The organism is Micromonospora sp. NBC_01739, from assembly GCF_035920385.1.
Taxonomy (GTDB): domain Bacteria; phylum Actinomycetota; class Actinomycetes; order Mycobacteriales; family Micromonosporaceae; genus Micromonospora.
The window spans coordinates 5865660-5890569 of record NZ_CP109151.1 but is presented as its reverse complement, the minus strand read 5'-3'; the positions used below and the strand labels follow the sequence as shown (position 1 = coordinate 5890569).

Annotated in this window: 21 protein-coding genes; 7 read left to right on the top strand and 14 right to left on the bottom strand. The window is 72.2% G+C overall.

Going from position 1 to position 24910, the window contains the following annotated elements:
• Nucleotides 1-7 precede the first annotated feature (7 nt).
• A complete protein-coding gene (locus OIE53_RS26750; RefSeq protein WP_327024203.1) occupies nucleotides 8-706 on the bottom strand; it encodes a hypothetical protein in 699 nt (232 codons plus the stop codon).
• A gap of 43 nt (nucleotides 707-749) precedes the next feature.
• On the bottom strand, nucleotides 750-1271 hold the full coding sequence (locus tag OIE53_RS26745; RefSeq protein ID WP_327024202.1) for a M48 metallopeptidase family protein: 522 nt from the start codon (nucleotides 1269-1271) through the stop codon (nucleotides 750-752).
• Between the two features lie 530 nt (nucleotides 1272-1801).
• Here OIE53_RS26745 and OIE53_RS26740 point away from each other — a divergent pair.
• The 3 genes from OIE53_RS26740 (at nucleotide 1802) to OIE53_RS26730 (ending at nucleotide 4600) form a co-directional block, all read left to right on the top strand.
• On the top strand, nucleotides 1802-1969 hold the full coding sequence (locus tag OIE53_RS26740) for a DUF5679 domain-containing protein (protein ID WP_199714804.1): 168 nt from the start codon (nucleotides 1802-1804) through the stop codon (nucleotides 1967-1969).
• A 197-nt stretch (nucleotides 1970-2166) separates the two neighbouring features.
• Nucleotides 2167-3261, top strand: coding sequence for a hypothetical protein (locus tag OIE53_RS26735; RefSeq protein WP_327024201.1), 1095 nt, complete (start codon nucleotides 2167-2169; stop codon nucleotides 3259-3261).
• Nucleotides 3262-3271: 10 nt separating this feature from the next.
• A complete protein-coding gene (locus tag OIE53_RS26730) occupies nucleotides 3272-4600 on the top strand; it encodes an ABC1 kinase family protein (protein ID WP_327024200.1) in 1329 nt (442 codons plus the stop codon).
• A 306-nt stretch (nucleotides 4601-4906) separates the two neighbouring features.
• On the opposite strand, the gene OIE53_RS26725 is transcribed toward OIE53_RS26730, so the two are convergent.
• From OIE53_RS26725 to OIE53_RS26715, 3 genes are all read right to left on the bottom strand, one after another.
• Complete coding sequence (locus OIE53_RS26725; RefSeq protein ID WP_327024199.1) at nucleotides 4907-5272, bottom strand: WhiB family transcriptional regulator; 366 nt, start codon at nucleotides 5270-5272, stop codon at nucleotides 4907-4909.
• Nucleotides 5273-5406: 134 nt separating this feature from the next.
• Nucleotides 5407-5694 carry a hypothetical protein gene (locus OIE53_RS26720; RefSeq protein WP_327024198.1) on the bottom strand — a complete coding sequence of 96 codons (288 nt, stop codon included), beginning with the start codon at nucleotides 5692-5694 and terminating at the stop codon, nucleotides 5407-5409.
• 138 nt (nucleotides 5695-5832) lie between these two features.
• Nucleotides 5833-7986: an ATP-dependent DNA helicase UvrD2 gene (locus OIE53_RS26715; RefSeq protein ID WP_327024197.1), complete on the bottom strand. Its 2154-nt coding sequence runs from the start codon at nucleotides 7984-7986 to the stop codon at nucleotides 5833-5835.
• 75 nt (nucleotides 7987-8061) lie between these two features.
• On the opposite strand from OIE53_RS26715, the gene OIE53_RS26710 reads away from it, so the two are divergent.
• Nucleotides 8062-8304, top strand: coding sequence for a mycoredoxin (locus tag OIE53_RS26710; protein WP_327024196.1), 243 nt, complete (start codon nucleotides 8062-8064; stop codon nucleotides 8302-8304).
• 59 nt (nucleotides 8305-8363) lie between these two features.
• Here the strand turns inward: OIE53_RS26710 and OIE53_RS26705 are convergent, their stop codons facing one another.
• Nucleotides 8364-9488, bottom strand: coding sequence for a M14 family zinc carboxypeptidase (locus OIE53_RS26705; protein WP_327024195.1), 1125 nt, complete (start codon nucleotides 9486-9488; stop codon nucleotides 8364-8366).
• A gap of 330 nt (nucleotides 9489-9818) precedes the next feature.
• Nucleotides 9819-11096 (bottom strand): MFS transporter, encoded by a 1278-nt coding sequence (locus tag OIE53_RS26700; RefSeq protein WP_327024194.1) that lies wholly within the window; start codon nucleotides 11094-11096, stop codon nucleotides 9819-9821.
• A 211-nt stretch (nucleotides 11097-11307) separates the two neighbouring features.
• Here OIE53_RS26700 and OIE53_RS26695 point away from each other — a divergent pair, with 211 nt between their 5' ends.
• The 3 genes from OIE53_RS26695 (at nucleotide 11308) to OIE53_RS26685 (ending at nucleotide 13073) form a co-directional block, all read left to right on the top strand.
• Nucleotides 11308-12288 (top strand): helix-turn-helix domain-containing protein, encoded by a 981-nt coding sequence (locus OIE53_RS26695; RefSeq protein ID WP_327024193.1) that lies wholly within the window; start codon nucleotides 11308-11310, stop codon nucleotides 12286-12288.
• 68 nt (nucleotides 12289-12356) lie between these two features.
• Nucleotides 12357-12590, top strand: coding sequence for a DUF397 domain-containing protein (locus OIE53_RS26690; protein WP_327024191.1), 234 nt, complete (start codon nucleotides 12357-12359; stop codon nucleotides 12588-12590).
• 210 nt (nucleotides 12591-12800) lie between these two features.
• Nucleotides 12801-13073, top strand: coding sequence for a hypothetical protein (locus tag OIE53_RS26685; RefSeq protein WP_327024190.1), 273 nt, complete (start codon nucleotides 12801-12803; stop codon nucleotides 13071-13073).
• A 174-nt stretch (nucleotides 13074-13247) separates the two neighbouring features.
• On the opposite strand, the gene nudC is transcribed toward OIE53_RS26685, so the two are convergent.
• The 7 genes from nudC to OIE53_RS26650 all read right to left on the bottom strand — a co-directional run bounded on the left by nudC (nucleotide 13248) and on the right by OIE53_RS26650 (nucleotide 24654).
• A complete protein-coding gene (nudC, locus tag OIE53_RS26680) occupies nucleotides 13248-14195 on the bottom strand; it encodes an NAD(+) diphosphatase (RefSeq protein WP_327027435.1) in 948 nt (315 codons plus the stop codon).
• A gap of 62 nt (nucleotides 14196-14257) precedes the next feature.
• Complete coding sequence (locus tag OIE53_RS26675) at nucleotides 14258-15583, bottom strand: M16 family metallopeptidase (RefSeq protein ID WP_327024189.1); 1326 nt, start codon at nucleotides 15581-15583, stop codon at nucleotides 14258-14260.
• A complete protein-coding gene (locus OIE53_RS26670) occupies nucleotides 15580-16908 on the bottom strand; it encodes a M16 family metallopeptidase (RefSeq protein ID WP_327024188.1) in 1329 nt (442 codons plus the stop codon). Before OIE53_RS26670 ends, OIE53_RS26675 begins: the two co-directional genes overlap by 4 nt.
• Before the next feature lie 67 nt (nucleotides 16909-16975).
• The gene (locus OIE53_RS26665) at nucleotides 16976-17164 is read right to left on the bottom strand and encodes a hypothetical protein (RefSeq protein WP_327024187.1); all 189 of its coding nucleotides are present in this window, start codon (nucleotides 17162-17164) and stop codon (nucleotides 16976-16978) included.
• 218 nt (nucleotides 17165-17382) lie between these two features.
• The gene (locus OIE53_RS26660; RefSeq protein ID WP_013735772.1) at nucleotides 17383-17586 is read right to left on the bottom strand and encodes a cold-shock protein; all 204 of its coding nucleotides are present in this window, start codon (nucleotides 17584-17586) and stop codon (nucleotides 17383-17385) included.
• Nucleotides 17587-17794: 208 nt separating this feature from the next.
• Nucleotides 17795-21181 carry an ATP-dependent helicase gene (locus tag OIE53_RS26655; protein ID WP_327027433.1) on the bottom strand — a complete coding sequence of 1129 codons (3387 nt, stop codon included), beginning with the start codon at nucleotides 21179-21181 and terminating at the stop codon, nucleotides 17795-17797.
• A gap of 26 nt (nucleotides 21182-21207) precedes the next feature.
• Complete coding sequence (locus tag OIE53_RS26650; protein WP_327024186.1) at nucleotides 21208-24654, bottom strand: ATP-dependent helicase; 3447 nt, start codon at nucleotides 24652-24654, stop codon at nucleotides 21208-21210.
• Between the last annotated feature and the right edge of the window lie 256 nt (nucleotides 24655-24910).

The following is a 24910-nucleotide window of genomic DNA, read 5'->3' as shown; positions in this document are numbered from 1 at the left end:
GAGTTGGTCAGGGTTTGCCAGCGTCGGCCAGGAGAGCGCGGGTGTTCTCCCAACCGCTGAGGGCGGGGTCGAGGCGGGCCAGGTCCGCCGGACCGCGCAGCCGGTGCCAGGAGGGGGTGACCGCCAGGTCGCCTGGGCGGGGCGCCGCCGCGCGCACGGCCGCGGGCACGGTGGCGTCCAGGTCCAACGGCGGCAACCAGGGCGGTACGGGTAGCCGGGCCGCCACGCCCAGCAGCCCGGCGCCACCCTCGGCCGGGGCTACCGCGACCGGTCGGCTGGTCAGTGGACGCAACAGCTTGCCGATGGTCAGCCCCGGCAGGTCGGGAGCGTCCCCGGCGATCACGGCCACCTGTTCGTACCGGCCCGTCGACCGCTCGTAACCCTCCCCCGCTCCAGCATCACCGACCCGCCCAGCACTCTCGACCGGGTCGGCGGGGTCGGGTGGCGCGGTTGTGCCGGTCAGGGCGGCGAAGACTGCGTTCGGGGTGGGTTCGGGGACCTCGTAGACGCGGGTACCCGGCCAGATCACCGCGTCGGCGAGCCAGCGGTCCGCCGGGGTGACCGCCACTGCGGTGTCCACCTCGTTGAGGGTGGCCAGCAGGTCCACCACGTCCTCGGCGAGGGCCGTACGCCATTGGGTCGGGTCGAGGCCGGGCGGCGCCCAGGTGACCGGCGCCAGCAGGGCCACCACCACACGTCGGGGCATTCCCCGACCCTACGCCGAGGGCCGAACGGGGTGCCCGCCGGTGTCAGGGAACGCCGGAGACGGCCGCCACGCCCTCCAGATAGCCTCGGGCGCGTTCGGTCTTGGCGTACCTGCCGACCAGGGCCCAGAAGTCAGCGTTGTGGCTGGGCACGATGAGGTGCACGAGTTCGTGCAGCAGCACGTAGTCGAGGACCCAGTCCGGCATGTCCTGGAGTCGGTGGGACAACCGGATGGACCGGTCCGCCGGGGTGCAGGAGCCCCAACGGCCGTTCTGGTTGCTCACCCACCGGACACTGGCCGGCAGGGCCTGGCTGCCGTACTCCGTCAGATAGAGATTGATCAGCCGGTCGGCTCGGGCCAGCAGTTCCCCGTCGGAGCGGGCCAGGCGGCCCTCCCGGGCGGCGAGCCGGGCGAGCATCCGGTCGACCCACTCGCTCTCCTCGGCCCGGGAGAACTGGTCCGGGATGAGGACGACGACGCGCTCACCGTCGCGGTAGGCGGACACCGTGCGTCGCCGGCGCTGGCTGCGCCGTACCTCGACGACCGGCTTCCGCGGCCCAGCCATCAGTGGACCGCGCAGCCTCGGTTTGCTGTCACGAAGGCAAGCTAATGCGTTGTGACCAGGGGTCCGCAAGGGTCAACCCGCGACACGCGTCCGAAAAATGGTGATTGGTCGGCAGGAGTCCCGAAAAAAAATTGCCCGGACTCGGGGGCATGTGTCGCGATCACGCTTCGTGGTGGACTGAGCGGTAATGTCGCCGCCCGCCCAGGCTGAGTGATCATCGCATGGTCCCGGCCCAGCGGGGGTACCCGGGTCCGCCACAACTGGCACCACCAGCGCAATTGCGGGCTCCCAGTCGGCGTGTCCCCGCGAAACTGGCTGATCTGGCCCGATTTGGCGTGCACACTCTCGACGTCGCCTTGCTCACAGTGGCAAAGCGCAGCTGACATGGAACCGCCCACACCTGGGTAGGGTCCGCCAACCAGCGGTCACGTGGGTGACCGCGGCAAAGACCAGCGCCGGACGCCGTACGCGACCGCCGCCGGAAACCCGCCGGACCGGTATCGACCGGCGGACGAGACGAGGAGGGCACCGTGGCCGACCAGGCCCAGAGCTACAACGGTTACTGCGTCAAGTGCAAGGAGAAGCGGGATTTCGAGGGCCGCGTGGAGGTCTCGAAGACCGGCATGAACATGGCCAAGGGCAAGTGTCCGGTGTGCGGCACAACAGTGAACCGCATCCTGGGCAAGGCCAAGGTCTGACGTACGCACCCGACGAACGGGGGGTGGCCGAGCGGCCACCCCCCGTTCGTCTGTGTGGGTGACTGTCGGAGGACCGACTGTAGCTACCCGCCGGTTGTGGATATCTCGGCAAATCCTGTGGACAGCCCTGGATCTGACCCTGGCCACCTGTGGACAACGATCGACGCAACGCAGGGATTCGGTCACTGTTCGTACCCATGCCGCCTTCTCCGCCTTCCCCCCGTCCCACCCTGCTCCCCGGGCTCAGTCGCCTCTGGCGCGACCGGCACACCCTGCAACTCGGGCTCGACCAGGACCGAGCCGTCCTGGTGGAGATCGCGGACCCCCGGGCCGCCGAGCTGCTGGACCTGCTCGACGGCCGGCACAGCGAACGGCAGGTGGTCACCGGCACCAGGAGCCGGACGGAGCACGCCCGTACCCTGCTGGACGCCCTGCGGGCCGCCGGGCTGGTGGTGCCGATGCACACCCTCCTGCCCCGCGAGCTGACCGGACCCCACCGGGCCCGGCTGGCCACGGAGGCCGCTGCCCTGGCCCTGGCCGCCGCCCGGCTGCCAGGAACTCCCGCCCAGGTCCTCCGCCGCCGACTGGCCAGCCGGGTCACGATCACCGGCACCGGCCCGCTCGGCGCCGCCATCGCCGTCGCCCTGGCCCAGGCCGGCGTCGGTCACGTTCATCCCGACCTGCCCGGTGTGGTCCGACCGATCGACCTGGTCGGCACCGGCATCGCGGCCGCTGAGATGGGTCGACCGTTGGGCCGGGCGGTGCGGGCCGCGGTCGCCCGATCGGCACCCGGCACCAGCACCGGTCCACAACGACGGCCCCGGCCCGACCTGGTGATCCAGTTGGGCGCCGACCGGCCCGCCGCACTGCTGGCCGCCGGGCACGCCCAACGTCGCCAACCGCACCTGCTGGTGGACCTGCGGGAGGCCGTACCGGTGATCGGGCCCTTGGTCCGGCCCCCGGACGGGCCCTGCCTGGGCTGCCTGGACCTGCACCGCACCGACCGGGACCCCGACTGGCCGGCGCTGGCCGCCCAACTGGCCAGCCGCCCGGCCACTCCCAGCGGCACCGTGGGCAGCCTGTTGGCGGCCACCGCCCTCGCGGTGGGTGAGGCCCTGCTGCACCTGGACGGGGGTACCCCGGAGACCCTGGGGGCCGCGGTCGAACTCACCTCCCCGGGCAATCTCCGGCGCCGCCAGTGGCCGCCGCATCCCCGCTGCGGATGCTGGCGTGCCCGCCCGACGGGCAGCCAGCCCGGCCGCACGGCAGCAGTCGGGGTGCCGAGTCAGTAACAATGGCCAGGTGACCGACATCCCGCGCCGCGCCGTCTCCCGGACCGCCAAGCTCGCCGCTCTGCCGCTCGGCTTCGCCGGTCGGACCGTCCTCGGCATGGGAAAGCGGGTCACCGGGCTGGCCTCCGACGTGATCTCGGCGGAGATCCAGCAGCGTACGGCCGAGCAGCTGTTCAGCGTGCTCGGCCAGCTCAAGGGTGGGGCGATGAAGTTCGGTCAGGCCCTGTCGGTCTTCGAAGCCGCCCTGCCGGAGGAGGTCGCCGCGCCGTACCGGCAGGCCCTGACCAAACTCCAGGAGGCCGCGCCACCGCTGCCGGCCGCCAGCGTGCACCGGGTGCTGGCCGAGCAGCTCGGCCCGGCCTGGCGGGAGCGGTTCGAGAGCTTCGACGACTCGCCGGCCGCCGCGGCGAGCATCGGTCAGGTGCACCGGGCGGTGTGGCGGATGCCGGACGGCACGACCCGGCAGGTCGCGGTCAAGATCCAGTACCCGGGGGCCGGTGACGCCCTGCTCGCCGACCTCAAGCAGCTCTCCCGGCTCGGGGGGATGTTCCGGGCCATCCAGCCGGGGCTGGACATCAAACCGCTGCTGACCGAGCTGCGGGAGCGGATCACCGAGGAACTCGACTACGAGTTGGAGGCGGAGTCGCAGCGGGCCTTCGCCACCGCGTACGCGGACGACCCCGAGATCTACGTACCGACGGTGTTCTCCGCCTCACCCCGGGTCCTGGTCACCGAGTGGGTGGAGGGCACCCCGCTGGCCGACATCATCCGGGAGGGCAGTGAGCAGCAACGCGACGAGGCCGGTCGGCTGATGGCCGTCCTGCACCTGTCGGCCCCGATGCGGGCCGGGCTGCTGCACGCCGATCCCCATCCCGGCAACTTCCGGCTGTTGCCGGACGGTCGACTCGCGGTGATCGACTTCGGCGCGGTGGCGCGGATGCCGGAGGGGACTCCGGAGCCGATCGGCCGCATCGCGGGGCTGGCCCTGCGGGGCGACGCCGACGAGGTGGTGGCCGGCCTGCGGGATGAGGGTTTCGTCAGCTCCGAGGCGCCGGTCGACGGCCAGGCCCTGCTGGACTTCCTACGTCCGATGCTGGAACCGATCGCGGTCGAGGAGTTCCGGTTCACCCGGGCCTGGTTGCGGGCCGAGGCCGCCCGGCTGGCGAACCCGCGCTCCCCGGCGTACCAGTTCAGTCGGCAGCTCAACCTGCCGCCGTCGTACCTGCTCATCCACCGGGTGACCCTCGGGTCGATCGGGGTGCTGTGCCAACTGGAGGCCGAGGCCCCCTACCGGGGCATCCTGGAACGCTGGCTGCCCGGCTTCGCCGAGGCCGACTGACCGCCGCCCCGCACAGACTTCGGCGGGCGAGGACAAGGTCCTCGCCCGCCGTTCGGTGTCTGGTACTACAGGAGGCCCAGTTCGCGGGCCGACCGGGTACGGCTGGCCATGGCGACGGTACGGGCGGATCGGGTTGCCTCAGTGCTCGTGGTTGTGCGACCGGCCTGAGGCCGGAGCATTCGAGCCCTCGACAGCGCTTCATGAAGTAGTTGCATCTCGGCGACTCCGGTCATCAGGGGCAGCATGGGATTCGGCTTTCTCTCGGCCGGTGCGACACCGGCGGGACGGGTTCGGATCGGGAACATCTCAGGCAGCCAGCCGGACGGCGCTGCGCGAGGTGGCAAGGCCGTTGGCCGCCAACCGCGCCTCGGCCTCGACCCGCAGTGCGGCGTCGCGGGCGAGGTCCTCCTTGCGCGGGCGGCCCCGGGGCCGCTTGCGCGGAACGACCGCGCCACGCTCGAAGATCTCGCCACCCCAGACCCCCCAGGGCTCGGCGCGCTCGACCGCGCCGGCGAGGCACTCGACCCGCAGCGGGCAGTCCCCGCACAGGGTCTTGGCCACGTCCAGGTCGGTGGGTGAGTCGGAGAACCACAGGTCGGGGTCGAACTTCCGGCAGGGCAGATTCGCCTCGGTCTCGACGTTCAGGTCGAGCGGGGCTAACGCCAGAGTCATCTCCCGGTCACCTCTCTCTCATCTCGATCTCGTGGATCGCTGGTCCGACGTACTTCGGCGGTGCAAAAAGAACTGAGGCCGCGGATCCCGGTATGCGGGTTCCGCGGCCTCGAGGTGAGCCGGTGGTCTGGTGGTCAGACCGGTCTACCTCGAGGTGGAACACCGCGGACGTCCATCCGCTTGACGGCGCCATCGACGCCCTTGCCCGTGAAGCCACTGGTCCCCTGGATCGCATTCGCTTCTGGTGCGAGGATCAGCTCGGCCTGAACCTCGACCCGGTGCGCCTGCGGAGCCCACGGTCGCGCAGCGGCGACGGCAGCCCGATCGGCCGACATCGGAGCCACGGCGACGGTCAGGGCAGCAGACAACGGAGCGACGGCAACGGGCAGCGCCGTCGGACGCGTGTAGATGTAGCTCTCCATCGGTGCCACCTCCTTGACGTTCACTCGTGGTCGACTCGGACAATCCCCTGTTGAGCAGCCCGAACAGGGCCCCCCGCGAGGTGTGTTCTGAGGCTATGCCCGCCGACCGGGCGAGGGCAAACGAATTAACGGCCAGATTCAAAAAGTTTTCTGCGGGCAGATTTCGTCCACCGCCGCGCCCTCAACCAGGGCCAGCACAGCCTCTCCGTACAGGCCCAACTTGCGGGGGCCGATGCCGGCGATGGCGACCAGATCCTCGGCCCGGCCCGGACGCCGTTCGGCGAGCGCTACCAGGGTGGCGTCGGTGAAGACGACATAGGCCGGCACCTTCTGGGTGTCCGCCACCCGGGACCGCCACTCGCGCAGCCGCTCGTGCAGCTCATCGTCGATGTCGGAGGGACAGGTCGCGCAGCGGCCGAGTTTGCGGTCCGGCCCGGCCAGCAGGGTCGTACCGCAGATCCGACAGGAGACGATCCGGGTGGCCGCCCGCCGCGGGGTACCGGGGGCCGGGCGGGTGCCGCCGGCCCGCTCCGCCGTACCGGAGGGGGCCAGCTGGGGCAGGAAGCGGCACGGCCGCCGGGCGCGACCACCCGGCGAGCGAGCGGAGGCGTACGACAGCCAGAGCCACTGCCGGGCCCGGGTGATGCCGACGTAGAGCAGTCGGCGTTCCTCCTCGACCTGCTCGGGGGTGCGGGCGTACGTGGTGGGCAGGGTGCCCTCGGCCAGACCGACCAGGAACACCGCCTCCCATTCCAGCCCCTTCGCGGAGTGCAGGGAGGCCAGGGTGACCCCCTCCACGGTCGGCGCGTGCTGCTGTGCCGCCCGCCGGTGCAACTCGTCGGTGAAATCGGCCAGGGTGACCGGACGCTCCACGGTGGCCGCCGCACCCAGCGGCAGCAGTTGCGGGCTGGCCGCGTACTCCTCGGCCAGCGCTACCAGGGCGGCCAGCGCCTCCCACCGTTCCCGGGCGGCCCCGCCGGGCGGAGGTGAGTCCGGCGCCCAGCCGACCGCGGCCAGCGCCTCGACCACGGCGGTGACCAGCGGGGTCTCCCCCGCAATCGACCGGGTGGCCGCCCGCATCGCCACCATGGCCTGACGCACCTCGGGCCGCTCGAAGAACCGCTCGGCCCCCTGCACCACGTAGGGCACCCCCGCCTCGGCGAGCGCCTTCTCGTACGCCTCGGACTGGGCGTTGGTGCGGAACAGCACGGCGATCTCGCGGGCCGCCGTCCCGGCCTCGACCAGGGCCCGGCAGCGGGCCGCGACCGCGTTGGCCTCCGCCGCCTCGTCGGTGAAGATCCGCAGCTCCGGTGCGGGGCCGGCGGGACGCTGACCGACCAGTTCCAGCCGCAGCCGCGCCTCCGTGCCCCGGGCCTGCGAGATGACCGCGTTGGCCAGGCCGACCACCTGGGGGGTGGAACGGTAGTCGCGGACCAGCCGGACCACTGTCGCGCCGCGGTGCCGACGCGGGAAGTCGACCAGGTACGACGAGGTGGCCCCGGTGAAGGAGTAGATCGTCTGGCTGGCGTCGCCGACCACGGTCAGGTCCTCCCGACCGCCCAGCCAGGCCTCCAGCAGCCGCTGTTGCAAGGGGTTGACGTCCTGGTACTCGTCGACCACGAAGTGCCGGTACTGGTTGCGGACCTGCTCGGCGACGTCCGGGTGCTCCTCGATCCCCCAGACCGCGGCCCGCAGCACGTCCTCGAAGTCGATCACCCCGGTGGTCCGCTTGACCTTCTCGTACGCGGCGAAGACCTCGGCCACCTTGGCCGGGTCGTGCGGGGTCTCGCGCAGCGCCTTGGCTGCGGCCACCACGTACTCTCCCGGCTCTACCAGGCAGGACTTGGCCCACTCGATCTCGCCGGCCAGGTCGCGGGCGGCCGTGCGGTCGGTCCGCAGACCGGCCCGGGCGGCGGCCAGGGTGACCAGCCGGACCTTGCTGTCCAGCAGTTCCGGCATGGCCCGCCCGTCCAGCAGTCGGGGCGCGAAGTAGCGCACCTGGCGCAGCGCGGCGGCGTGGAAGGTGCGGGCCTGCACCCCGGCCACCCCCAACTGGGCCAGCCGGTGCCGCAACTCGGCGGCGGCCCGGGCGGTGAAGGTGACCGCGAGCACGTGCCGGGCGGATATCTCACCGGTCAACGCCCGGTACGCGATCCGCGAGGTCACCGCCCGGGTCTTGCCGGTGCCGGCCCCGGCGAGTACGCAGACCGGCCCGGCGGGGGCGGTCACCGCCGAGCGTTGCTCCGGGTCCAGGCCGGCGAGCACACGTTCGGACGGGGAGTTGACCACCACAACGGGGAATTGTCTCAGCCGCCCCGGACGTTACTGCGGATAGCCCGAGTCGGGCCCGATTGGAAGGATCTGATCATGCTCACGATGTACTCGACGCCCTGGTGCGGCTACTGCCACCGGCTGAAGTCGCAGCTCGACCGGGAGGGAATCGCCTACGAGGTGATCGACATCGAGCAGGATCCGGCCGCCGCCGACTTCGTGATGAGTGTCAACGGGGGTAACCAGACCGTCCCCACCCTGCGCTTCGCCGACGGCAGCGCGCTGACCAACCCGACGATCGTTCAGGTCAAGCAGCATCTGGCGAGCATCACCGCCTGACAACGCCAGTGGCGGTCCACCCCGCTGGGGTGGACCGCCACTGCGGTCAGTGCGAAGGATCAGAAGTCACACTGGTTCGGGAAGGCGATGCAGGTGGTGATGGTGGCGCCACGGTTCGGGATCTGGCCGTACCGGTCGGCGTCCACGTTCTCCAGCGTGCCGTCGCTCATCTTGTCGATGATGCCCCAGAGGGCGTTGACGTTCTGCTTGATGATGTAGCCGCTGCTCTTGTGGCCGATGCCGCCACGCGACTCGAAGAACATCGCGTTGCTGCGCCAGTTGGCGTACTCACCACGCGGGCCGGGGCCGTTGAGCATGGCGGCCGAGACGACGCCCTCCGGGATGTTGATGTACGGGTAGAGGGTCGTGGTGACCACGCCGCTCTTGTCGGCGGCGTCCGCGGCCGCGACGCCCATCCGGCGGACGGTGTCCCACTGGCTCTGGCTGAGCATGCCGGGGTCGAGCGAGATGCCCACCGAGAAGGTGGTCATCTCGTCGGTGCTGTCGCCGACGTAGTACGTGCCCTGGTGGTGCAGGTCGATCATGTGGTGCGGCTTGAAGTCGGCCCAGGCGTACCAGAACTGCTGCGACTCGACGGCGCGGTACTGGGTGTAGTTGGTGAAGGTGCGCTCGGGCAGCGGTGCCTCGCCACGGCCGGCCCGGACGCTGTTGATCTGGTCGAAGATCTGCCGGTCGACGCCCCAGTCACGGTTGAGGTCGATGCGGTGGACGCTGTCCTGGCGGCGGTACTCCTCGAAACCATCCGGGTTGTAGATCGGGATGATCGCGAAGCTGATGTTCTCCAGCACCTCGCGGGCGTGCTTCCCACCGTTGACCAGGGTCTTCAGGAAGTCCAGCGAGGCTTCGGCGCCGTAGGGCTCGTTGCCGTGGATGCGGCCCTGGATCCAGACCCGGGTCTCACCGGTGCCGATGAAGGCGATCTCCAGCGGACGGTTCCGGCCGCTGCGGCCGATCTCCTCGATCCGGAGGGCACCCTTGCTGCGGGCCGCCAGGGCGTGCATTTCAGCGGATACCTCAGCGGCGCTGAGCTGCGAGGAGCGGTTGACGGTCTCCTGGCCCGGCGGGACGAACGGTCCGTTCGCGTTGGCCACCCCGGGCGCCACCATGGGGGCGAGGAGGAGTGCGGCGATCAGGGCCACATGGCGGCGGCGTGGTCTTGTCACAGTTGTGACATCCCTTCTGAGATGTGGTGCGGCAGCGCCAGCCAGACATCGTTGCGGCCCCCGTGCGCCGTACGCGCTCCGTGCTGGCCTCGGCTGCGACCTTCCTCACCGGAAGGCGGTGCGGTGTGATCATTGAACGGGGGGCATTTTCGCAGGTCAAGAGCCGATGTAAAGTTCCGTCGAATGTGCAGGTTGTGACGGGGAGCACTCCACGGAAGTTCGGCGACTGGCGGACAGGCTTCCCGGTAGACCCGCTGGAAGACGGAGAAATGATCAGATCACCGGGTTGGGTCGGGGTTGCGGCGCAATGACGGGGTCCGATGGTCGTGGTCAGCGCCGTACCGCCGGAAGGGAAGCCGTGCCGTCCGGGGCGGAGCGGGGCGACGGGATCCGGGGTCGCGTCGACGGCCCGGCCGGTGGACTGAGTCGGCGCCCACCCCAGAGGTAGCCGGCGGCCAGCAGGGTGGCCAGTCCGACCGCGACGAACACCAACCGGTAGTCGAGCACCCCGACGAGCAGGGCCCCGGCGCCGATGGAGAGCGCCTGCGGGACCCTGACCACCGCCTCCGCGGCGGCGGCCACCCGGCCGAGCACCTCGGCCGGGGTGCGTCGCTGGACGAGGGTGTGCAGGCCGACCAGGGTCAGCGGCAGGGACACTCCGGCCAGCAGCACGGCGGCGAAGCCGAGCCAGAGATTCGGGTACCCCAACGCCAACGCGGCCGGCCCGAAGAAGGCGACACCGGCGGCCAGGGTGCCCAGCTCGCCGACCCGACGCAGCACGGCGGCCGAGACCAGGCCGCCGACCAGACCGCCGATGCCCTGCACGGTGACCAGCACCCCGACGAACGCCGCGTCCCGGCCCAACCCTTGATCGACGTACGCGAAGATGAGGGACTCGGTGAAGCCCATCACCAGCGAGGCGAGCCCGTAGCCGAGCAGCGCCCGCCGGATCGCCAGCTCCTCGACCAGGTGACGCAGACCGGCGACGAGCTGCACCCGCCAACGCCGCGACGGCGCATCCTCCTCGGTGGGCCGGGTGGTCGACTGGGCCGGGCGCAATCCGGCCACCACCGCGGCGGCGATCAGGAACCCGGCCATGCCGATGGCGGCCAGCACGCCACCACCCAGCAGGGCGTAGAGCCCGGCACCGGCCAACGGGCCGATCAGCCGCAGGCCCTGGCGTACGGTCTGGAGCACCCCGTTGGCCTCGCCGAGCAGGTCGGCCGGGACGAGTTCGCAGACCAGTCGACTGAGCACCGCCCCGACGGTGAGGTTGGACAGGCCGTAGAACGCGGCCACCCCGTAGATGATCCACATGTCCCCCGCGTCGCGTACCGCCAGCAGTGGGGTCAGCAGCAGGGCGGTGACCAGGTTGGTGACCACGAAGACCCGCCGCCGGGGGTATCTGTCGACGAGCCAGCCCACCAGCGGCGCCAGAATCCGCGGGGCGATGAGCACGAAGAGGGTGGCGCCGGCCAGGGCGTCCGAACCGGTCAGATCCTTGACCCAGATGGCGAGTGCCAGCAGCAGCATCGACTCGGCGGTCAGACTGGCCAGCAGGCCGCCGAAGAGCAGGCGGAAGTCCGGTCGGCTCAGGACGGTACGCATGGATCCCTCCGCAGGTCAGGTGACGGGCGCGACAGCGGCCCACCCACCCGCAGGTCGCGGTGGGCCCCTCCGGTGTCGGGTCTGCGCAATTCTGGAGACACGCCCTCCGCCGGAACCTCCGGCGCCGGCCGCGACGTCCATACTGACCGTGGGGCGCGAATTTCATACAGTTACCGTCGCGTCTGCGGCGGTCGACGGAAAAGAGGACACAGTGCCTCCTGCCTCACCTGGCCCGATCCTGCGCCGCCGTCGGCTCGGTCTTGAGCTGCGCCGACTGCGCGAGGCCGCCGGCCTGACCGGAGACCAGGTCATCGAGCACGTCGGTTGGGCCTCCGCGTCGAAGTTGTCCCGCCTGGAGAACGGACGCAGCCGGCCGGATCCGCAGGATGTTCGTGACCTGCTCGACCTCTACCGCGTCGATGAGACGCTACGGGCGGAACTGCTCGGCATCACCCAGGAAGCCGGTGACATCCGGGGCTGGTTGAAGAATTTTCCGGCAATGACGCAGCAACAGCGCAGCTTCGCCGAGTTGGAGGCGGGCTGCGCCGAGATCTCCGAGTACAACCCGGTCCTGGTGCCGGGGTTGTTGCAGACCACCGGGTACGCCCGGATGCGCATCTCCTCGGCCTGGGAGGTTGACCAGGAGGCCGGCGATCCGGAGGCCGGTGAGGACATCGACACCGAGATCAAGGCACGGCAGGCCCGCCAGTCCCTGCTCACCCGGGAGTTCGATGCCCCCCGCTACACGGCCGTGCTGGAGGAGTCCGCGCTGGGCCACCGGGCCGGCCCGCCCGAGGTGCTGCGGGAGCAGTTGGGGCAGTTGTGCGAGTTGGCCGCCCGACCGAACGTCACCCTGCACGTGCTGCTGCGGGACACGCCGATCGGCCAGTGGTACCTGCCGCCGACGGCCTTCTCCCTCTACCGCTTCGCCGACCCGCAGGATCCGGAGACCCTGGCCATCGAAGGTGGCTTCACCGATGTCATGTCGACCGAGGTAATCGCCCTAAATCGCTATAAAGTGGTGTTCAAGTGGTTATGCGCGGCGGCGCTCTCCGCACCGGACACTCTTTCCTGGCTGACCGAGTCGGCGGAACGGCTGTCCGGAGCGGCCGCCCCGTCCACCGCGGCGGGTGGTTCGGCAATGGCGCCGGCCCAGCGCCGCAGCTCCACCGGGCGCCTGACGGAACGATGACCGACACCGGACACCGCCGGCAGGCGCCAGGCCACTCGTCGGTGTCGATTCAGCTCAGGAGCACAACGATGAACGAAATCCGCAAGACCTCCGTCCTCGCCCAACTCGCCGACGCCCCCTGGCGCACCAGCACCCGAAGCCAGACCTCCAACTGCGTAGAGGTCGCGCCGCTGGGCCACGGTCCCGCCGCGGTGGCACTGCGGGACAGCAAGGACCCCGAGGGCCCGGTGCTGTTGTTCAACCGGGCCGGCTGGTTGGGCTTCATCTCCGGCACCAAGAACGGGCAGTTCGATCTGGACTGACCGGGCACGCCCTGGCGGGACCATCGGCACGGTGCCGGTGGTCCCGTTCGTCATCCGGGTCCGACACCCCCGCTGAGCAGGGATCGGATGATCGGACGAGACCGCAGTCAATTCGAGCGTTTCACTTGCTGAGACACCACACGGGCGTACGATGACCGATGTAGTGACGTGGAAATTCCACCACCCGTCGCGACACATCCGGAGACCCCTATGCGGTTCCTGATCGTTCGCACCAGCATTCGCGCCGCCGCCGACGCCGACATCACGGCCGCCTGGGCCGGAGGACGCCGGCTGCGGGACGAGACCATCCGACCCGAGCCCCGCCGTCAGGTCGTCCACGCCGAAGACCGGGACGCCGCCTTCATCCTGGCCCGCGCCTTCGCCACGGTCGGTGCGGTACGCGCCGGCAAACAACGGATCAAGGTGCTGCCCCTGGACGATCCGGGGCCCCAGCGAGCCCGGCCACAGGGCCACGGCACCTGACACCCACACCCGTCCGTCGTGGTCGACCGGCTCCCCCGCCGTGTTCCTCACCAGCCGACCACGACGGCCCGTGCCCCCGACCCGTGGGCCGCCGCGGCAACGACGGTCCCGGGTCGGGGCCGCACGGCCGCATCCAGCTCACCTACGCCGGTCGCCCTGGGGTGTACCGCCGCCTCAGCACTGGCCGTCGAACCAGCGATGGATCAGGAACAGGGCGATCGAGGAGGGGGGCGGCAGGCGCAGCTCGGCGCCGCCCACATCGACCGGCCGACCGGCCAGGGCCGCACCGATCTCCTGCCGGGAGAACCAGCGGGCCTGGGCGATTTCGGTGGGGTCGACCCGTACCGGGTGCGCCGGGTCCGCGGCCGCCAGGAAGCCGAGCATCAACGAGCCCGGGAACGGCCACGCCTGACTGGTCACGTATTTGACGTCGGTGACCGGGACCCCGACCTCCTCGTGGACCTCCCGCAGCACGGTCGCCTCGGCGGACTCACCGGGCTCCACATAACCGGCCAGGCAGGAGAAGCGGCGCTGCCCCGGGGTGCTCGGCCAGCTGACATTGTTGCCGAGCAGGCACCGCCCCTCGGCACCCTGCACCCCGTCGTGCACCAGCACGATCATCGCCGGGTCGGTACGGGGCCACACCCGCTCGCCCCGGCTGTCCACCCGGGACCAACCCCCCTCGGCCGTGCGGGTGGGCTCGCCGGTGACCGGGTGGTACAGGTGGCGCAGATGCCAGTTGGTCAGCGCCAGGGCGGTGGTGAACAGGCCGGCGTCCCGGTCGCCGAGCAGGTGGCCGATCTGCCGCAGGTTGGCCGCCCGGGTGTTCGGTACGGTCGGCAACTCGGTGTGCACGCAGAACACCGGCACCCCGTCCGGCTCCACCCCGAGGAACATCGCCTCGGCGGCCAGTTCCGGGACCAACTCGTCGGCCTCGGTCAGGACCAGGGTCGGCTGGGGGGTGTCGGTGCGTACCAGGGCCCGGCCCCCGGCCTGGACGTCCAGCCTCAGCACCCGGGCCCCGGACCAGGCTCGGGCCAGCCAGTCGGGGTCGGCCCGCCGGTGGGCGGCCCGATCCAGGGTGGAACGGGACAACGGCGGGGCCAGGGTGCCGTCCGCCATCAGACCCAGCACCGCGCCACCCCAACCGGCGCTGCCGTCCGAGCCGCGGGACTCCCGCAGGGTCATACCGGCACCGGTGCGGTCTCGACCGGGGTCAGGGTGCCCAGCGAATCCGCGATCCGCTCGGCGTCGCCGAGCACCACGGTCACCGCCCGCGCCGGAGCCAGGTAACGGGCCGCCGCGGCAGCGACGTCCTCGGCGCTGGCCTTGGCCAGTCGGGCCGCGTGCTCGGCCAGGAAGTCCAGCCGCAGCCCGCTGCCCGCGTAGGCGCTGATGATGGAGGCCAGCCCGGCCTGGGTGGCGACCCCCAGTTGCAGGGTGCCCAGGGCGTACTGCCGGGCCTGTTCCAGCTCCTCGGCGCCGGGCGGCACGGTGGCGAGTCGGCCCAGCTCGTAGTGGGTCTCCAGCAGCGCCGGGGCGGTCACCTCGGTGGCCACCTCGGCGGCGGCCACCAGCAGCGAGCCGGCCACGGAATGCTCCACGGACGAGTGCGGCCCGTAGGTGTAGCCCTTGTCCTCCCGGATGTTCTCCACCCAGCGGGAGGAGAAGTAGCCACCGAAGATCAGGTTGGCCAGCTGAAGTGCGGCATGGTCGGGGTGGGTACGGGGCACCGCCGGCAAGGCCATCCGCAGGGAGGACTGCACCGAGCCCGGCCGGTCGACCAGCAGCAGCGGACCGGGCGCCAGCGGCGGGGCAGGTGGCGGCGCGGCGGAGTGCCCCTCACCGGACCAGCCCCCGAGGGCCTTCTCGGCCGCGTCCAGGGCCCGTTCCGGCCGGACGTCGCCGACCAGCACGAGTACCGCACCGGCTGGACGCACCCGCTGGGCGTGCAGCGTACGCAGCGCTGCCGGCCGCACCGCCCGGACCTGCTCCGGCTCCGGCGTCTGCACGGCGTACGGATGCCGGCCGTAGATCCGCTTGAGCAGGGCGGTGTGGACCAGGTGCCCCGGCTGACTGCGGGCGACCTGAATGCCGTCGACCAGACGGTCCCGTTCGGTGGCCACCCACTCGGCCGGGTAGTCGGCGCCGGTGAGCACCTCGGCCAGGATCTCCAACAGCCGATCCAGGCCGGTGGCCAGGCCGTTGCCGGAGAGCATCAGCCGATCCGGGTCCAGCCCGGCGGAGAGACCGCCTCCGATCTTCTGCAGCTCGGCGGCGATCTGCACGCTGCTCATCGTCTCCGTGCCGGACAGCAGCGTCGCGGCGAGCATCTGCCCCCGGGCCAGGTGGGCCCGGCTGAAGGGCATCCACAGCCGCAGTTCGACCAGCGGCACGGCCGCCCGGCGTACGGCGATCACGGTCAGCCCGTTGTCGAGCGTCCGCTCGGCCTGGCTAGGCAGCTTGAGCCGACGGGTCGGACCGAGCGGCGGCAGGGCCCTCACACTCAACGGGTTGTCTCCTTCGTCTGGGTACCACCGGGAATGACCTCGATGGAGGCGCGGCGCTCCGGCCGCAGGGTGGCGGCGGCGGCGCGGACCTGCTCCTCGGTGACCGCCCCGACCAGTCGGGGCAGCTCGTTGAGCAGTCCCGGCTCGCCGCGTTGCTGTTCCAGCACCGCCATCCGCAGGGCGCGGCCGAGCACGGCGTCGGTGTCGCGCAGCAGGTGGGTGGCCATCCTGGCCTGGGTACGGGTCAGCTCCCCCTCGGTCAGCCCGTCCGTGGCCAGCCGGTCCAGCTCCTCGTCGACCGTACGCAGCACCTTGTCCACGTCCCCGCCGGGCGGCAGGTGCGCCTGCAACAGCAGGGCGGTGGGGTCGCGTACGTCGAAGGGGTCTCCCATGAAACCCACGTAGCCGCCGACGCTGGTCACCGTGCGGTCGCGCTGGACCAGCCGCTCGACCAGCCGGGAGGCGTCGCCGTCGGTGAGCACCTCGGCCAGCACCACGTACGGCAGGTAGGCGGCGAAGTCACCGATCGGGTCGGGCACCCGCCACCCCGAGGCCACCGCCGGCAGGGGCGCCAACCGGTCGGTGTGGGCGGTGCGCCGCTCCGCGGTCAGGTCCGGCTCGGCGAAGTCCGGGCGATCCGGTGCCGGGCGGGCCGGCACGTCACCGAAGTGCCGCTCGATGAGGGTGGTCGCCTCGGCCACGTCGATGTCACCGCTGACCGCCAGCACCGCGTTGCCGCTGGCGTAGTAGCGCCGGAAGAAGTCGGCGGCGTCGTCGACCGTGGCCGACTCCAGGTCGACGAAGGAGCCGTAGCCGTCGTGCGCGTTGGGGAAGGTGTCGAACATGACCGGCGGCAGGGTCAACCAGGGGAACCCGCCGTAGGGCCGGTTGAGCACGTTGACCCGGATCTCCTCCTTGACCACGTCGACCTGGTTGCGCAGGTTCTCCTCGGTGAGCCGAGGGCCCCGCATCCGGTCGGCCTCCAGGAAGAGGGCCCGTTCCAGGGCGTTGCTGGGCAGGGTCTCGTAGTAGTCGGTGTAGTCCAGGTGGGTGGAGCCGTTGAACATGCCACCGGCGCCCTGCACATGCCGGAAGTGCGCCAGCTTCTCCAGATTCTCCGAACCCTGGAACATCAGGTGTTCGAAGAGGTGGGCGAACCCGGTGCGCCCCTCGGGCTCGGACCGGATGCCCACGTCGTAGACGACCGCCACCCCGATGACCGGGGCACTGCGATCCGGGGTCAGGACCACCCGCAGGCCGTTGTCGAGGGTGAAGCGCTCGACCGGATACCTCGTCGCTGGAATTTTAGCTTTGCGCGTCGGCACGGATCCGACCCTAACGTCTCGACGCCCCGATGCGTGAACATCCGTGGGCCGCTGATGCGACCGTGGGTCAGCCGGCCGTGCTGCCGACCGGCTCGGTGACCGTCGGCGGCCCGTGCAGGTCCACCAGGCTGGAGGGCGCGGACCCGCCCGGCATGACCGGCCAGGGGGTGAAGGCCGCCGCCATGGCGAGCAGCAGTCCGATCACCGCCATCGCCACCACCAGCAGCAACTCGCGCGCCGTCGCCGAGCCCCCCATGGTCCTGCCTCCCCATACCGCCTGACGCTGTGACGCCTGCCCCCCGGCCAGCGTCACCCGGCCCGTTGATGCTGGCAGTCATCCACCCGACCCCGCAACGAATGATTCCCGACTCAGAAAACGGTGCGGTGGGCTGAATGTGCGAACGGTCGGGTCACCGCCGGCAGACATCAACCGGAAGTGACCCGACCGTTGCGGTCAGGCAGTGTCGCCCTGGATCAGAGCGGACGGATGTTCTCCGCCTGCGGGCCCTTCTGGCCCTGGACGACCTCGAACTCGACCCGCTGGTTCTCGTCCAGGCTCCGGTAGCCGGAGGACTGGATCGCCGAGAAGTGGGCGAAGACGTCAGCGCCGCCGCCGTCCGGGGTGATGAAACCGAAGCCCTTGTCAGCGTTGAACCACTTGACGGTGCCAATAGCCATGCTTGTTACGTCTCCTTGACGGAACGTCGACCCCACACCAGTTGCGGGATCGGAGAGAGGAGTGCCCCGAGCGGACCTGCTCGGAACACCTGTCGCTTCTGGTCGCCCCGCCCGGAGAACTCCGGACACAACAAAGTGCGCCTGGGGTCACATATCCGCCAGGCGCACACAGAGCTGGTAACCAAAGCTGCAACGCCAGACACTCTACTCACTGATCCGGCTCAGCGCCAGTGTCGGCTCCGGGCGACTGCGGCACCGAGGTGATCAACTCGGTGAGGCCGTCGAGATCGAGCAGGTCCGTCGGCCGGACGGTGACCCCCTCCCGCACGTAGTGGAAGGCCGCACCGACCCGGTCCAGGGCGATCCCGGCCAGCTCCGCCCAGGCCAGTCGGTAGACCGCCAGTTGCACGGCGGCCACCTCGGCGGCCACGCCGCTCGGGCGGGCCCCGGTCTTCCAGTCGACCACGTCGAAGCGGTCCCCCGGCCGACGGAACACCGCATCCATCCGGCCCCGCACCACCACCCCGCCGATCACCGTGGCGAAGGGCACCTCGACCTCCACCGGGGTCCGGTCGGCCCACTCGCTGGCCAGGAACCGACGCTGAAGCTCCGTCAGGGCCTCGTCCGGCGCGGCGTCCTCGTCGGCCGCCCCGGGCAACTCGTCGGTGTCCAGCAGCCGGTCCGCCCCGAACCGCTGCTCCAACCAGGCGTGGAAGGCGGTGCCCCGGCGGGCGTACGGGTTGGGCTCGGCCGGCAACGGGCGGCGCAGCGTACGGGCCAGGGCCGCCGGATCCCGGCGCAGACCGACCAGCTGGGTCACCGACAGGTGAGCGGGCAACGCCACCTCGATCGGGCCGGACAGTCGACTCAGCTCCGCCCGCTCGGCCAGCAGCAGGTCGGCCTCCCGCCGCCACCGGGCCACCTCCGGATCCGAGGCGGCGGGATCGTCCGGCCCGTCCGGGTCCCCCCCCTCGGTGAGGAAGCGACGCACCAGGGCGGCCGCCTCGGTCAACGCCGGGCGGCGTACTCCCAGGGGGTCCGCCGGCCACTCGGCGCGCAACACCACCTCCGTGGTCGGGTTGACCGCGTCCGGGGCCGGCTCGGGGGTCCACTCGTCGACCAGGTGACCGGCCCCGCCCGCCAGGCAGGCGTCGTGAATCTCGCGCAGCAGGGCCGAGGGGCCGCGGGGGCGCTTGGTGCCCTCCCCCCACCAGTGGCCCGAGCAGAGCAGCAGTCGACGGGGGCGGGTCACCGCCACGTACGCCAGTCGCCGTTCCTCTCGCTCGTCGTGGGCCCGCCAGGCGTCCGTGAACTCCGCCATCGTGCGGGCCACCGCGCGCTGGTCGGCGGCCTCGGCCAGGGCCAGGGCGGGCAGCCCCTCCGCATCGCCCCGCAGCGGAAAGGGCAGCACTCCCAGACCACCCAGCCAGTGATCGGAACTGCGTACCGGCCCCGGCCACACTCCCCTGCTCAGCCCGGCCACCGCCACGACGTCCCACTCCAGCCCCTTGGCCGCGTGGGCGGTGAGGATCTGCACCGCCCCCTCGACCACCTCCACCTCACCGGGAGCCAGCCCGCGCTCCTCGTCCTCGGCGGCGGCCAGGTAGGCCAGGAAACCGGCCAGGGTGGCCCCCGGGGTCTCCCCGCTGAACCGGGCGGCCACATCGCCCAGGGCGTCCAGGTGGGCGCGGGCCAGCCCGGCGTCACCGGCGCCCTCCCCGCCGGCCCGTACCGCCACCTCCACGTCCAGGCCGGTGGTCCGCTCGATGTCCGCGATCAACTCCGGCAGGGACTGGTCCAGCCGGTAACGGAGCAACCCCAACTCCCGGGCGTACGCGCGCAGCCGGGCATATCCCTCGGCCGAGTACGCCTGCGCCGGGCCCAGGTCGGCCAGCGCCTCCACCAGGGTCGCCTCGTCCAGGCGATCCACAACGATCTCGGGATCACCGTCGTCGGCCAGTTGCCGACGGGCGGCGGCGATGGCCTTGGCCCGACGGTGCAGGGCGACCAGATCCCGGGGCCCGATCCGCCACCGGGCCCCGGTCAACAGGCGCAGCAGGGCGGCACCGTCGGTCGGGTCGGCCAGCACGCGCAGCGTGCAGACCACGTCACGAACCTCGGGGGTGTCCAGCAGGCCGCCGAGCCCGACCACCTCGACCGGCAGCCCGCGCTCGCGCAAGGCGGCGGCGATCGCCGGGATCTGGCTACGCAACCGGACCAGCACCGCAGTGGTCGGGCGGGCCGTCACCGGGATCTGCTCGGGCAACGCCCGCGGCATCCGGGCGGCCCCCTGCCACGCCGCCAGCAGACTGTCCGCGATCCAGTCGGCCTCCTCGGCGTACGTCGACAGCAGCGCGCAGTGCACCGTGCCGGCGGCGGCCCCGCGCGGGCTGCGGTGGACGATGGGGTCGTCGACACTGAGCGCGGCGTGCAGTTCGGGCACCCGGGCACCGGCGGCCCGCAAGGGAGTGGCCAGGGCGTTGGCCACCGCCAGGATCTCCGGACGGTTACGCCAACTGGTGGTCAACCCGAGCACCCGGGCCGGGCTGCCGTCGCCGAGCGCGAAGTCGGCCGGGAAGCGGTCCAGGGTGCCGGCGCTGGCCCCCCGCCAGCCGTAGATGGACTGGCAGGGGTCCCCCACGGCGGTCACCGGATGCCCGCCGCCGAACAACGCCCGCAGCAGCACCACCTGGGCGTGGCTGGTGTCCTGGTACTCGTCGAGCAGCACCACCCGGTAGCGATCCCGTTCGATCTCGCCGACACCCGGATGGTCCCGGGCCACCCGGGCTGCCCGGGCCAACTGGTCGGCGAAGTCCATCGCCTCGAAGTCGGCCTTGCGCCGGGCGTAGGCGCGCACCAGCGGCAGCAGCTTCAACCGGGTCTGCTGCAGGGTCAGCGCCTTGCGCACGTCGGCGTAGACCCGGCCGGGACGCGACTGCACCTCGGCGAAGAACCGGCCCGTCCAGGCGGCCAGGTCCTCCGGCTCGACCAGGTGCTCGTCCAACTCACCGGCCAGGGCCAGCACGGCGTCGGTCACCGTGCTCGGCATCCGGTCCACCTCGGACATGTCGCCGTCGTAGTTGCGCACGATGAGATCCACCAACTGCCACCGCGAGGCCTCGGTGAGCAGCCGGGTGGAGGGCTCGTACCCGGCCCGCAGGCCGTGCTCGGTGACTATCCGACCGGCGTACGAGTGGTAGGTGGCCACGGTCGGCTCCCCGGCCAGGGGATCGTCGAGGGGGTCCCGTCCGCGCCGACCTAGTCGACGGACCAACTGGTCCAGCCGGGTACGCACCCGGTGGGCCAGCTCACCGGCGGCCTTGCGGGTGAAGGTGAGGCCGAGCACCTGCTCCGGCCGCACGTACGAGTTGGCCACCAGCCACACCACCCGGGCGGCCATGGTCTCGGTCTTGCCCGAGCCGGCGCCCGCCACCACCAGCAGCGGCTCCACCGGCGCGGCGATGATCGCCGCCTGTTCCCGGGTGGGTGCCGGCAGCCGGAGCAGCTTGGCCAACTCCACCGGGGTGTACCGGGGGCCGGAGTCGGCCGCCCGGGGGGCCGGTGCCCCGGGACCGAACAGGGCGGGCTGGACCAGGCTGCCTGCTTCGCCGGCTGGCACGCTCACTCCTCGCCCTCGGGACGACGCACGGTCGGCGGCTCGACCACCTGCCGCCCCTGCCCGGAGACCGGGCAACTGGTGCGCACCGGGCAGACCCGACACTTCGAGTTGGCGACCGCGGCGAAGGTGGACGCGGCCATCGTATCGGCGGTACGGCGGACCAGGGCGGTGGCCCAACCGGCCTCCGGGCCGTCCGTGGCCGGCGGTTGGGCCTGCTCCCGGGCATCCCGGGTACCGGTGCCCAGTTGCACCAGGGCCGCCCCGCCCGGCTCGTCGCCGAACTCGGCGAAGGCCCCGGCCTCCACCGCCGCCTGGTACGCGCCGAGCTGCGGATGCTCGCTCACCTCGCGTTCGGTGACGGTGGTCGACTTGCCGGTCTTTAGGTCGATCACCACCAGCCGTCCGGCCTCGTCCACCTCCAGCCGATCTACCCGGCCGACCAGATCGACCGGCCGCTGCGGATCGTCCAGGCGGACCGCGAACTCGTGCTCGATGGCGAGCAGCCGACGCGGGTTGGCGGCCAGCCACCGCAGCAACTTGTCGACCATCGCCTCGGCGCGGGCCCGCTCCGGCCCCACCATCCAGCGGGCCGCCAACTCGATCGCGTCGAACCGGGCGGCGACATAGTCCAGCAGGGCACTGCGGTCGGCCCGGGCATCCTCGGCGAGCATCGCCGCCGCGTGCACCAGGTTGCCCACCCCCTGCGCGGCACTGGCCGGGCTGCTGCCGCCGTGCCGCTCCAGCAGCCACCGCAGGCTGCACCGCAGCGCGCTCTCCATCCCCGAGGGCGTGACCCGGACCGGCTCCCCCTCCTCGACCAACGGCCGGTCGTCGGAGAGGGACCGCAGCCCCCACCAGTCGTCGGGATGCGCCCCGGACACCCCGGCGGCACCCAGCCGAGCCAACTCGGCCGCCGCCGCCCGCCGCCGGGCCAGCGGCGCGACCGGATCGACCAGCGCGGTACGCAACTCCGCCACCAGGGCGGGCAGGGTGAGCGCCCGGGGCGGCCGGCTGACCGGCAAGGTCCGCGGCCCGCCCGCCTCGCTGTCGGACGTCCCGTTGTCGCCCGCCTCGCTGTTGGACGCCTCGTCGGTGGGGGTATCGCCGGGGCCGAGTTCGTAGAGGAAGCGGCTGGGTTGTTCGTCATGGTCGTCGCCGCCGACCGAGGCCGAGGCGACCGCGCTGACCAGCAGGCGGCGTCGGGCCCGGGTCACCGCGACATGGAACAGCCGCCGCTCCTCGTCGAGCAGGGCGGAGGTCTGCCCGACCAGGGTGGCCACCGTGCCCGCGCCGTCGGCCCGGCCGGCCAGCACGTCCACCAGTCGTTCCGAGCCGAGCAGGCTGCCGCGCAGCCGCAGGTCCGGCCAGACCCCTTCCTGCACCCCGGCGACGGCCACCAGGTCCCACTCCAGCCCCTTGGCGGCGTGCGCGGTCAGCAGCCGTACCGCGTCGCCCCGGTCGGCGGTCGGCGCCAGGGTGTCGGCGGGTAGCTCCTGCCCGAGTACATGGTCGAGGAAGACCTCGGTACGCGCGCCGGGCAGCCGGTCGGTGAACCGGGCCGCGGCGTCGAAGAGGACCATCACCGCGTCCAGGTCCCGGTCGGCCGCCTCGGCCCGACGACGCCGGGCCAGATCCCCTTCACCGCTGACCGCCGGCCCCCGGGTCAACGCCGCCGACCACAACTCGGCCAGTCCACTGGCCCGCCACACCGCCCAGAGCACCTCCTCGACGGTGGCCCCCGGCCGCGCGGCCGTCTCCCGGGCCACCGCCAGCAGCCCGGCCACCGTCTGCGCCGGCTCGGCCCAGCGCCGCTCGACCCCGGCCAACTCGGCCGGATCACGCAACGCCTCGACGATCAACTCCCCGGAGGGTCGACGGTCACCGGCGGCCAGGGCCAAGGCCCGCAGGCCCTGCCGCAACCGCCGCTCCGCCAGCGGATCGGCACCCCCCAACGGCGAGTGCAGCAGCGCGATCGCGGCCTCCTCGTCGAGCCGTTCCGGCTCCAACGCGCACCGCAGCAGCAGCAACAACGGGGCCACCGCCGGTTGCAGGTGCAGGGGCAGGTCCTCGCCGTGCACCACGGTCGGCACCCCGGCCGCGTGCAGGGCCCGGCGCAGGGTGGGCAACTGTCGGCCGGTGGACCGCACCAGAACCGCCATCCGCGCCCAGGGCAGCCCGCCGAGCAGGTGCGCCTCGCGCAGCGCATGCGCCAACCAGGCCGCCTCACTGGTGGCCGACCGGAAGGTACGGATCTCCACCCGGCCCGGCGGGGTACCCGGCACCGGCTGCATCCGGCGATGCGCCGCCGGACCCCGTAGCCGCCGGGCCAGTCGGGCGGAGGCGGCCAGCAGTCGCTGCCCGCTGCGGTAGTTGGTGGTCAGCAGCACCTGCCCGGCCGGGGCACCGGAGGCGGTCCGGAACCGGTGCGCGAACCTCGTCACCCCGGCCGGGTCGGCACCCCGGAAGGCGTACGTGGAGGAGTCCGGGTCGGCGAAGGCGACCAGTGGCAGGCCGCCTCCGGCCACCGTCTCCAGCAGGTCGAGCTGGGCGGGGTCGGTGTCGGCCAACTCATCGACATAGACGTACGCCAGGCGACGCCGCTCGGCGGCCAGCAGCTCCGGGTCGTCCCGCAGCATTCCGGTGGCCGCCCGGACCAGCTCGGCCGGGTCGTACGCGACCGAGCCCCGGTTGGCCACGTCCCGCAGGGCCAGCACGGCGACATACTCGCGGAGGAACCGGGCGGCGGCCGGCCAGTCCGCCCGCCCCAGCTTCTCGCCGAGCCGGGCCAGCTCCACCGGGCCCACTCCCCGCTCGGCCGCGCGCATCAGCAGGTCACGCAGTTGGGCCGCGAAGGCCCGGGTACGCAGAGCCGGACGCAGATCCTCCGGCCAGCCGACCGGATCGTCGCCGGGCTCCTCCCCGACCACGTCCAGCAACTCCCGGATGATCAGATCCTGCTCCGGCCCGGTCAGCAACCGAGGCGAGGGCTCACCCCGCTCGGCCGCCGCCCGGTGCAACAACCCGAAGGCGTACGCCGGAAAGGTCCGCACCAGCGGCTCGCGCAGCACCCGCTGCCCGTCGGCGGCGATCCGCGCCTCGATGCGGTGCCGCAGATCGGCGGCGCCCCGCCGGCTGAAGGTGAGCACCAGGATCCGCTCCGGATCCACCCCCTCGGCGACCCGACCGGCGACCGCCTCGACCAGGGTGCTGGTCTTCCCGGTGCCCGGCCCCCCGAGCACCAGCAGCGGCCCGTCGGTGTGCGCCACCACCTCCGCCTGCCCGGCATCCCGCACCCGCCCCGGGCTTTCGGGTGCCGGCCCTTCCGGGTCGGCGGGCGCTGACGGGTTCGAGTCGGCGACCGCCGGGGCCTGCGCCGGGGAGTGCCCGTGCGTCGGCCCGTCTCCCTCGGTCGGCCCGGCGGGCCGACGCACCAGCCGGTACGCCTGCATCCCGACATCCCATCACGGGCCTGCGACACCCCTAACCGCGCCACACCCTCCGAGAGCCCTCGCCCACGCCGCCCGCGAGAGTTGCCGATGCCGAACCCCGACAGCGGCCGCCACCCCCAGGACCGCAGACGCCTCGGGACGCCCGCCCACGCCCAACCTCGCCCCCGTCCCACCACCGCACAGGCGCTCGTCGATCGCCCTGTCCGCTCAAGATCGCGCTCGATCCTGAATCAAGTGCTTATCAGCAGGCTCATAG

Coding starts and splice junctions, on each gene's coding strand:
- OIE53_RS26660 (WP_013735772.1), bottom strand. CDS start 17,586: ATGGCTATTGGCACCGTCAAGTGGTTCAACGCTGACAAGGGCTTCGGT.
- OIE53_RS26725 (WP_327024199.1), bottom strand. CDS start 5,272: ATGACTCTGGCGTTAGCCCCGCTCGACCTGAACGTCGAGACCGAGGCG.
- OIE53_RS26665 (WP_327024187.1), bottom strand. CDS start 17,164: ATGGGGGGCTCGGCGACGGCGCGCGAGTTGCTGCTGGTGGTGGCGATG.
- OIE53_RS26685 (WP_327024190.1), top strand. CDS start 12,801: ATGCGGTTCCTGATCGTTCGCACCAGCATTCGCGCCGCCGCCGACGCC.
- OIE53_RS26735 (WP_327024201.1), top strand. CDS start 2,167: ATGCCGCCTTCTCCGCCTTCCCCCCGTCCCACCCTGCTCCCCGGGCTC.
- OIE53_RS26750 (WP_327024203.1), bottom strand. CDS start 706: ATGCCCCGACGTGTGGTGGTGGCCCTGCTGGCGCCGGTCACCTGGGCG.
- OIE53_RS26745 (WP_327024202.1), bottom strand. CDS start 1,271: ATGGCTGGGCCGCGGAAGCCGGTCGTCGAGGTACGGCGCAGCCAGCGC.
- OIE53_RS26700 (WP_327024194.1), bottom strand. CDS start 11,096: ATGCGTACCGTCCTGAGCCGACCGGACTTCCGCCTGCTCTTCGGCGGC.
- OIE53_RS26650 (WP_327024186.1), bottom strand. CDS start 24,654: ATGCAGGCGTACCGGCTGGTGCGTCGGCCCGCCGGGCCGACCGAGGGA.
- nudC (WP_327027435.1), bottom strand. CDS start 14,195: ATGGCGGACGGCACCCTGGCCCCGCCGTTGTCCCGTTCCACCCTGGAT.
- OIE53_RS26710 (WP_327024196.1), top strand. CDS start 8,062: ATGCTCACGATGTACTCGACGCCCTGGTGCGGCTACTGCCACCGGCTG.
- OIE53_RS26690 (WP_327024191.1), top strand. CDS start 12,357: ATGAACGAAATCCGCAAGACCTCCGTCCTCGCCCAACTCGCCGACGCC.
- OIE53_RS26720 (WP_327024198.1), bottom strand. CDS start 5,694: ATGGAGAGCTACATCTACACGCGTCCGACGGCGCTGCCCGTTGCCGTC.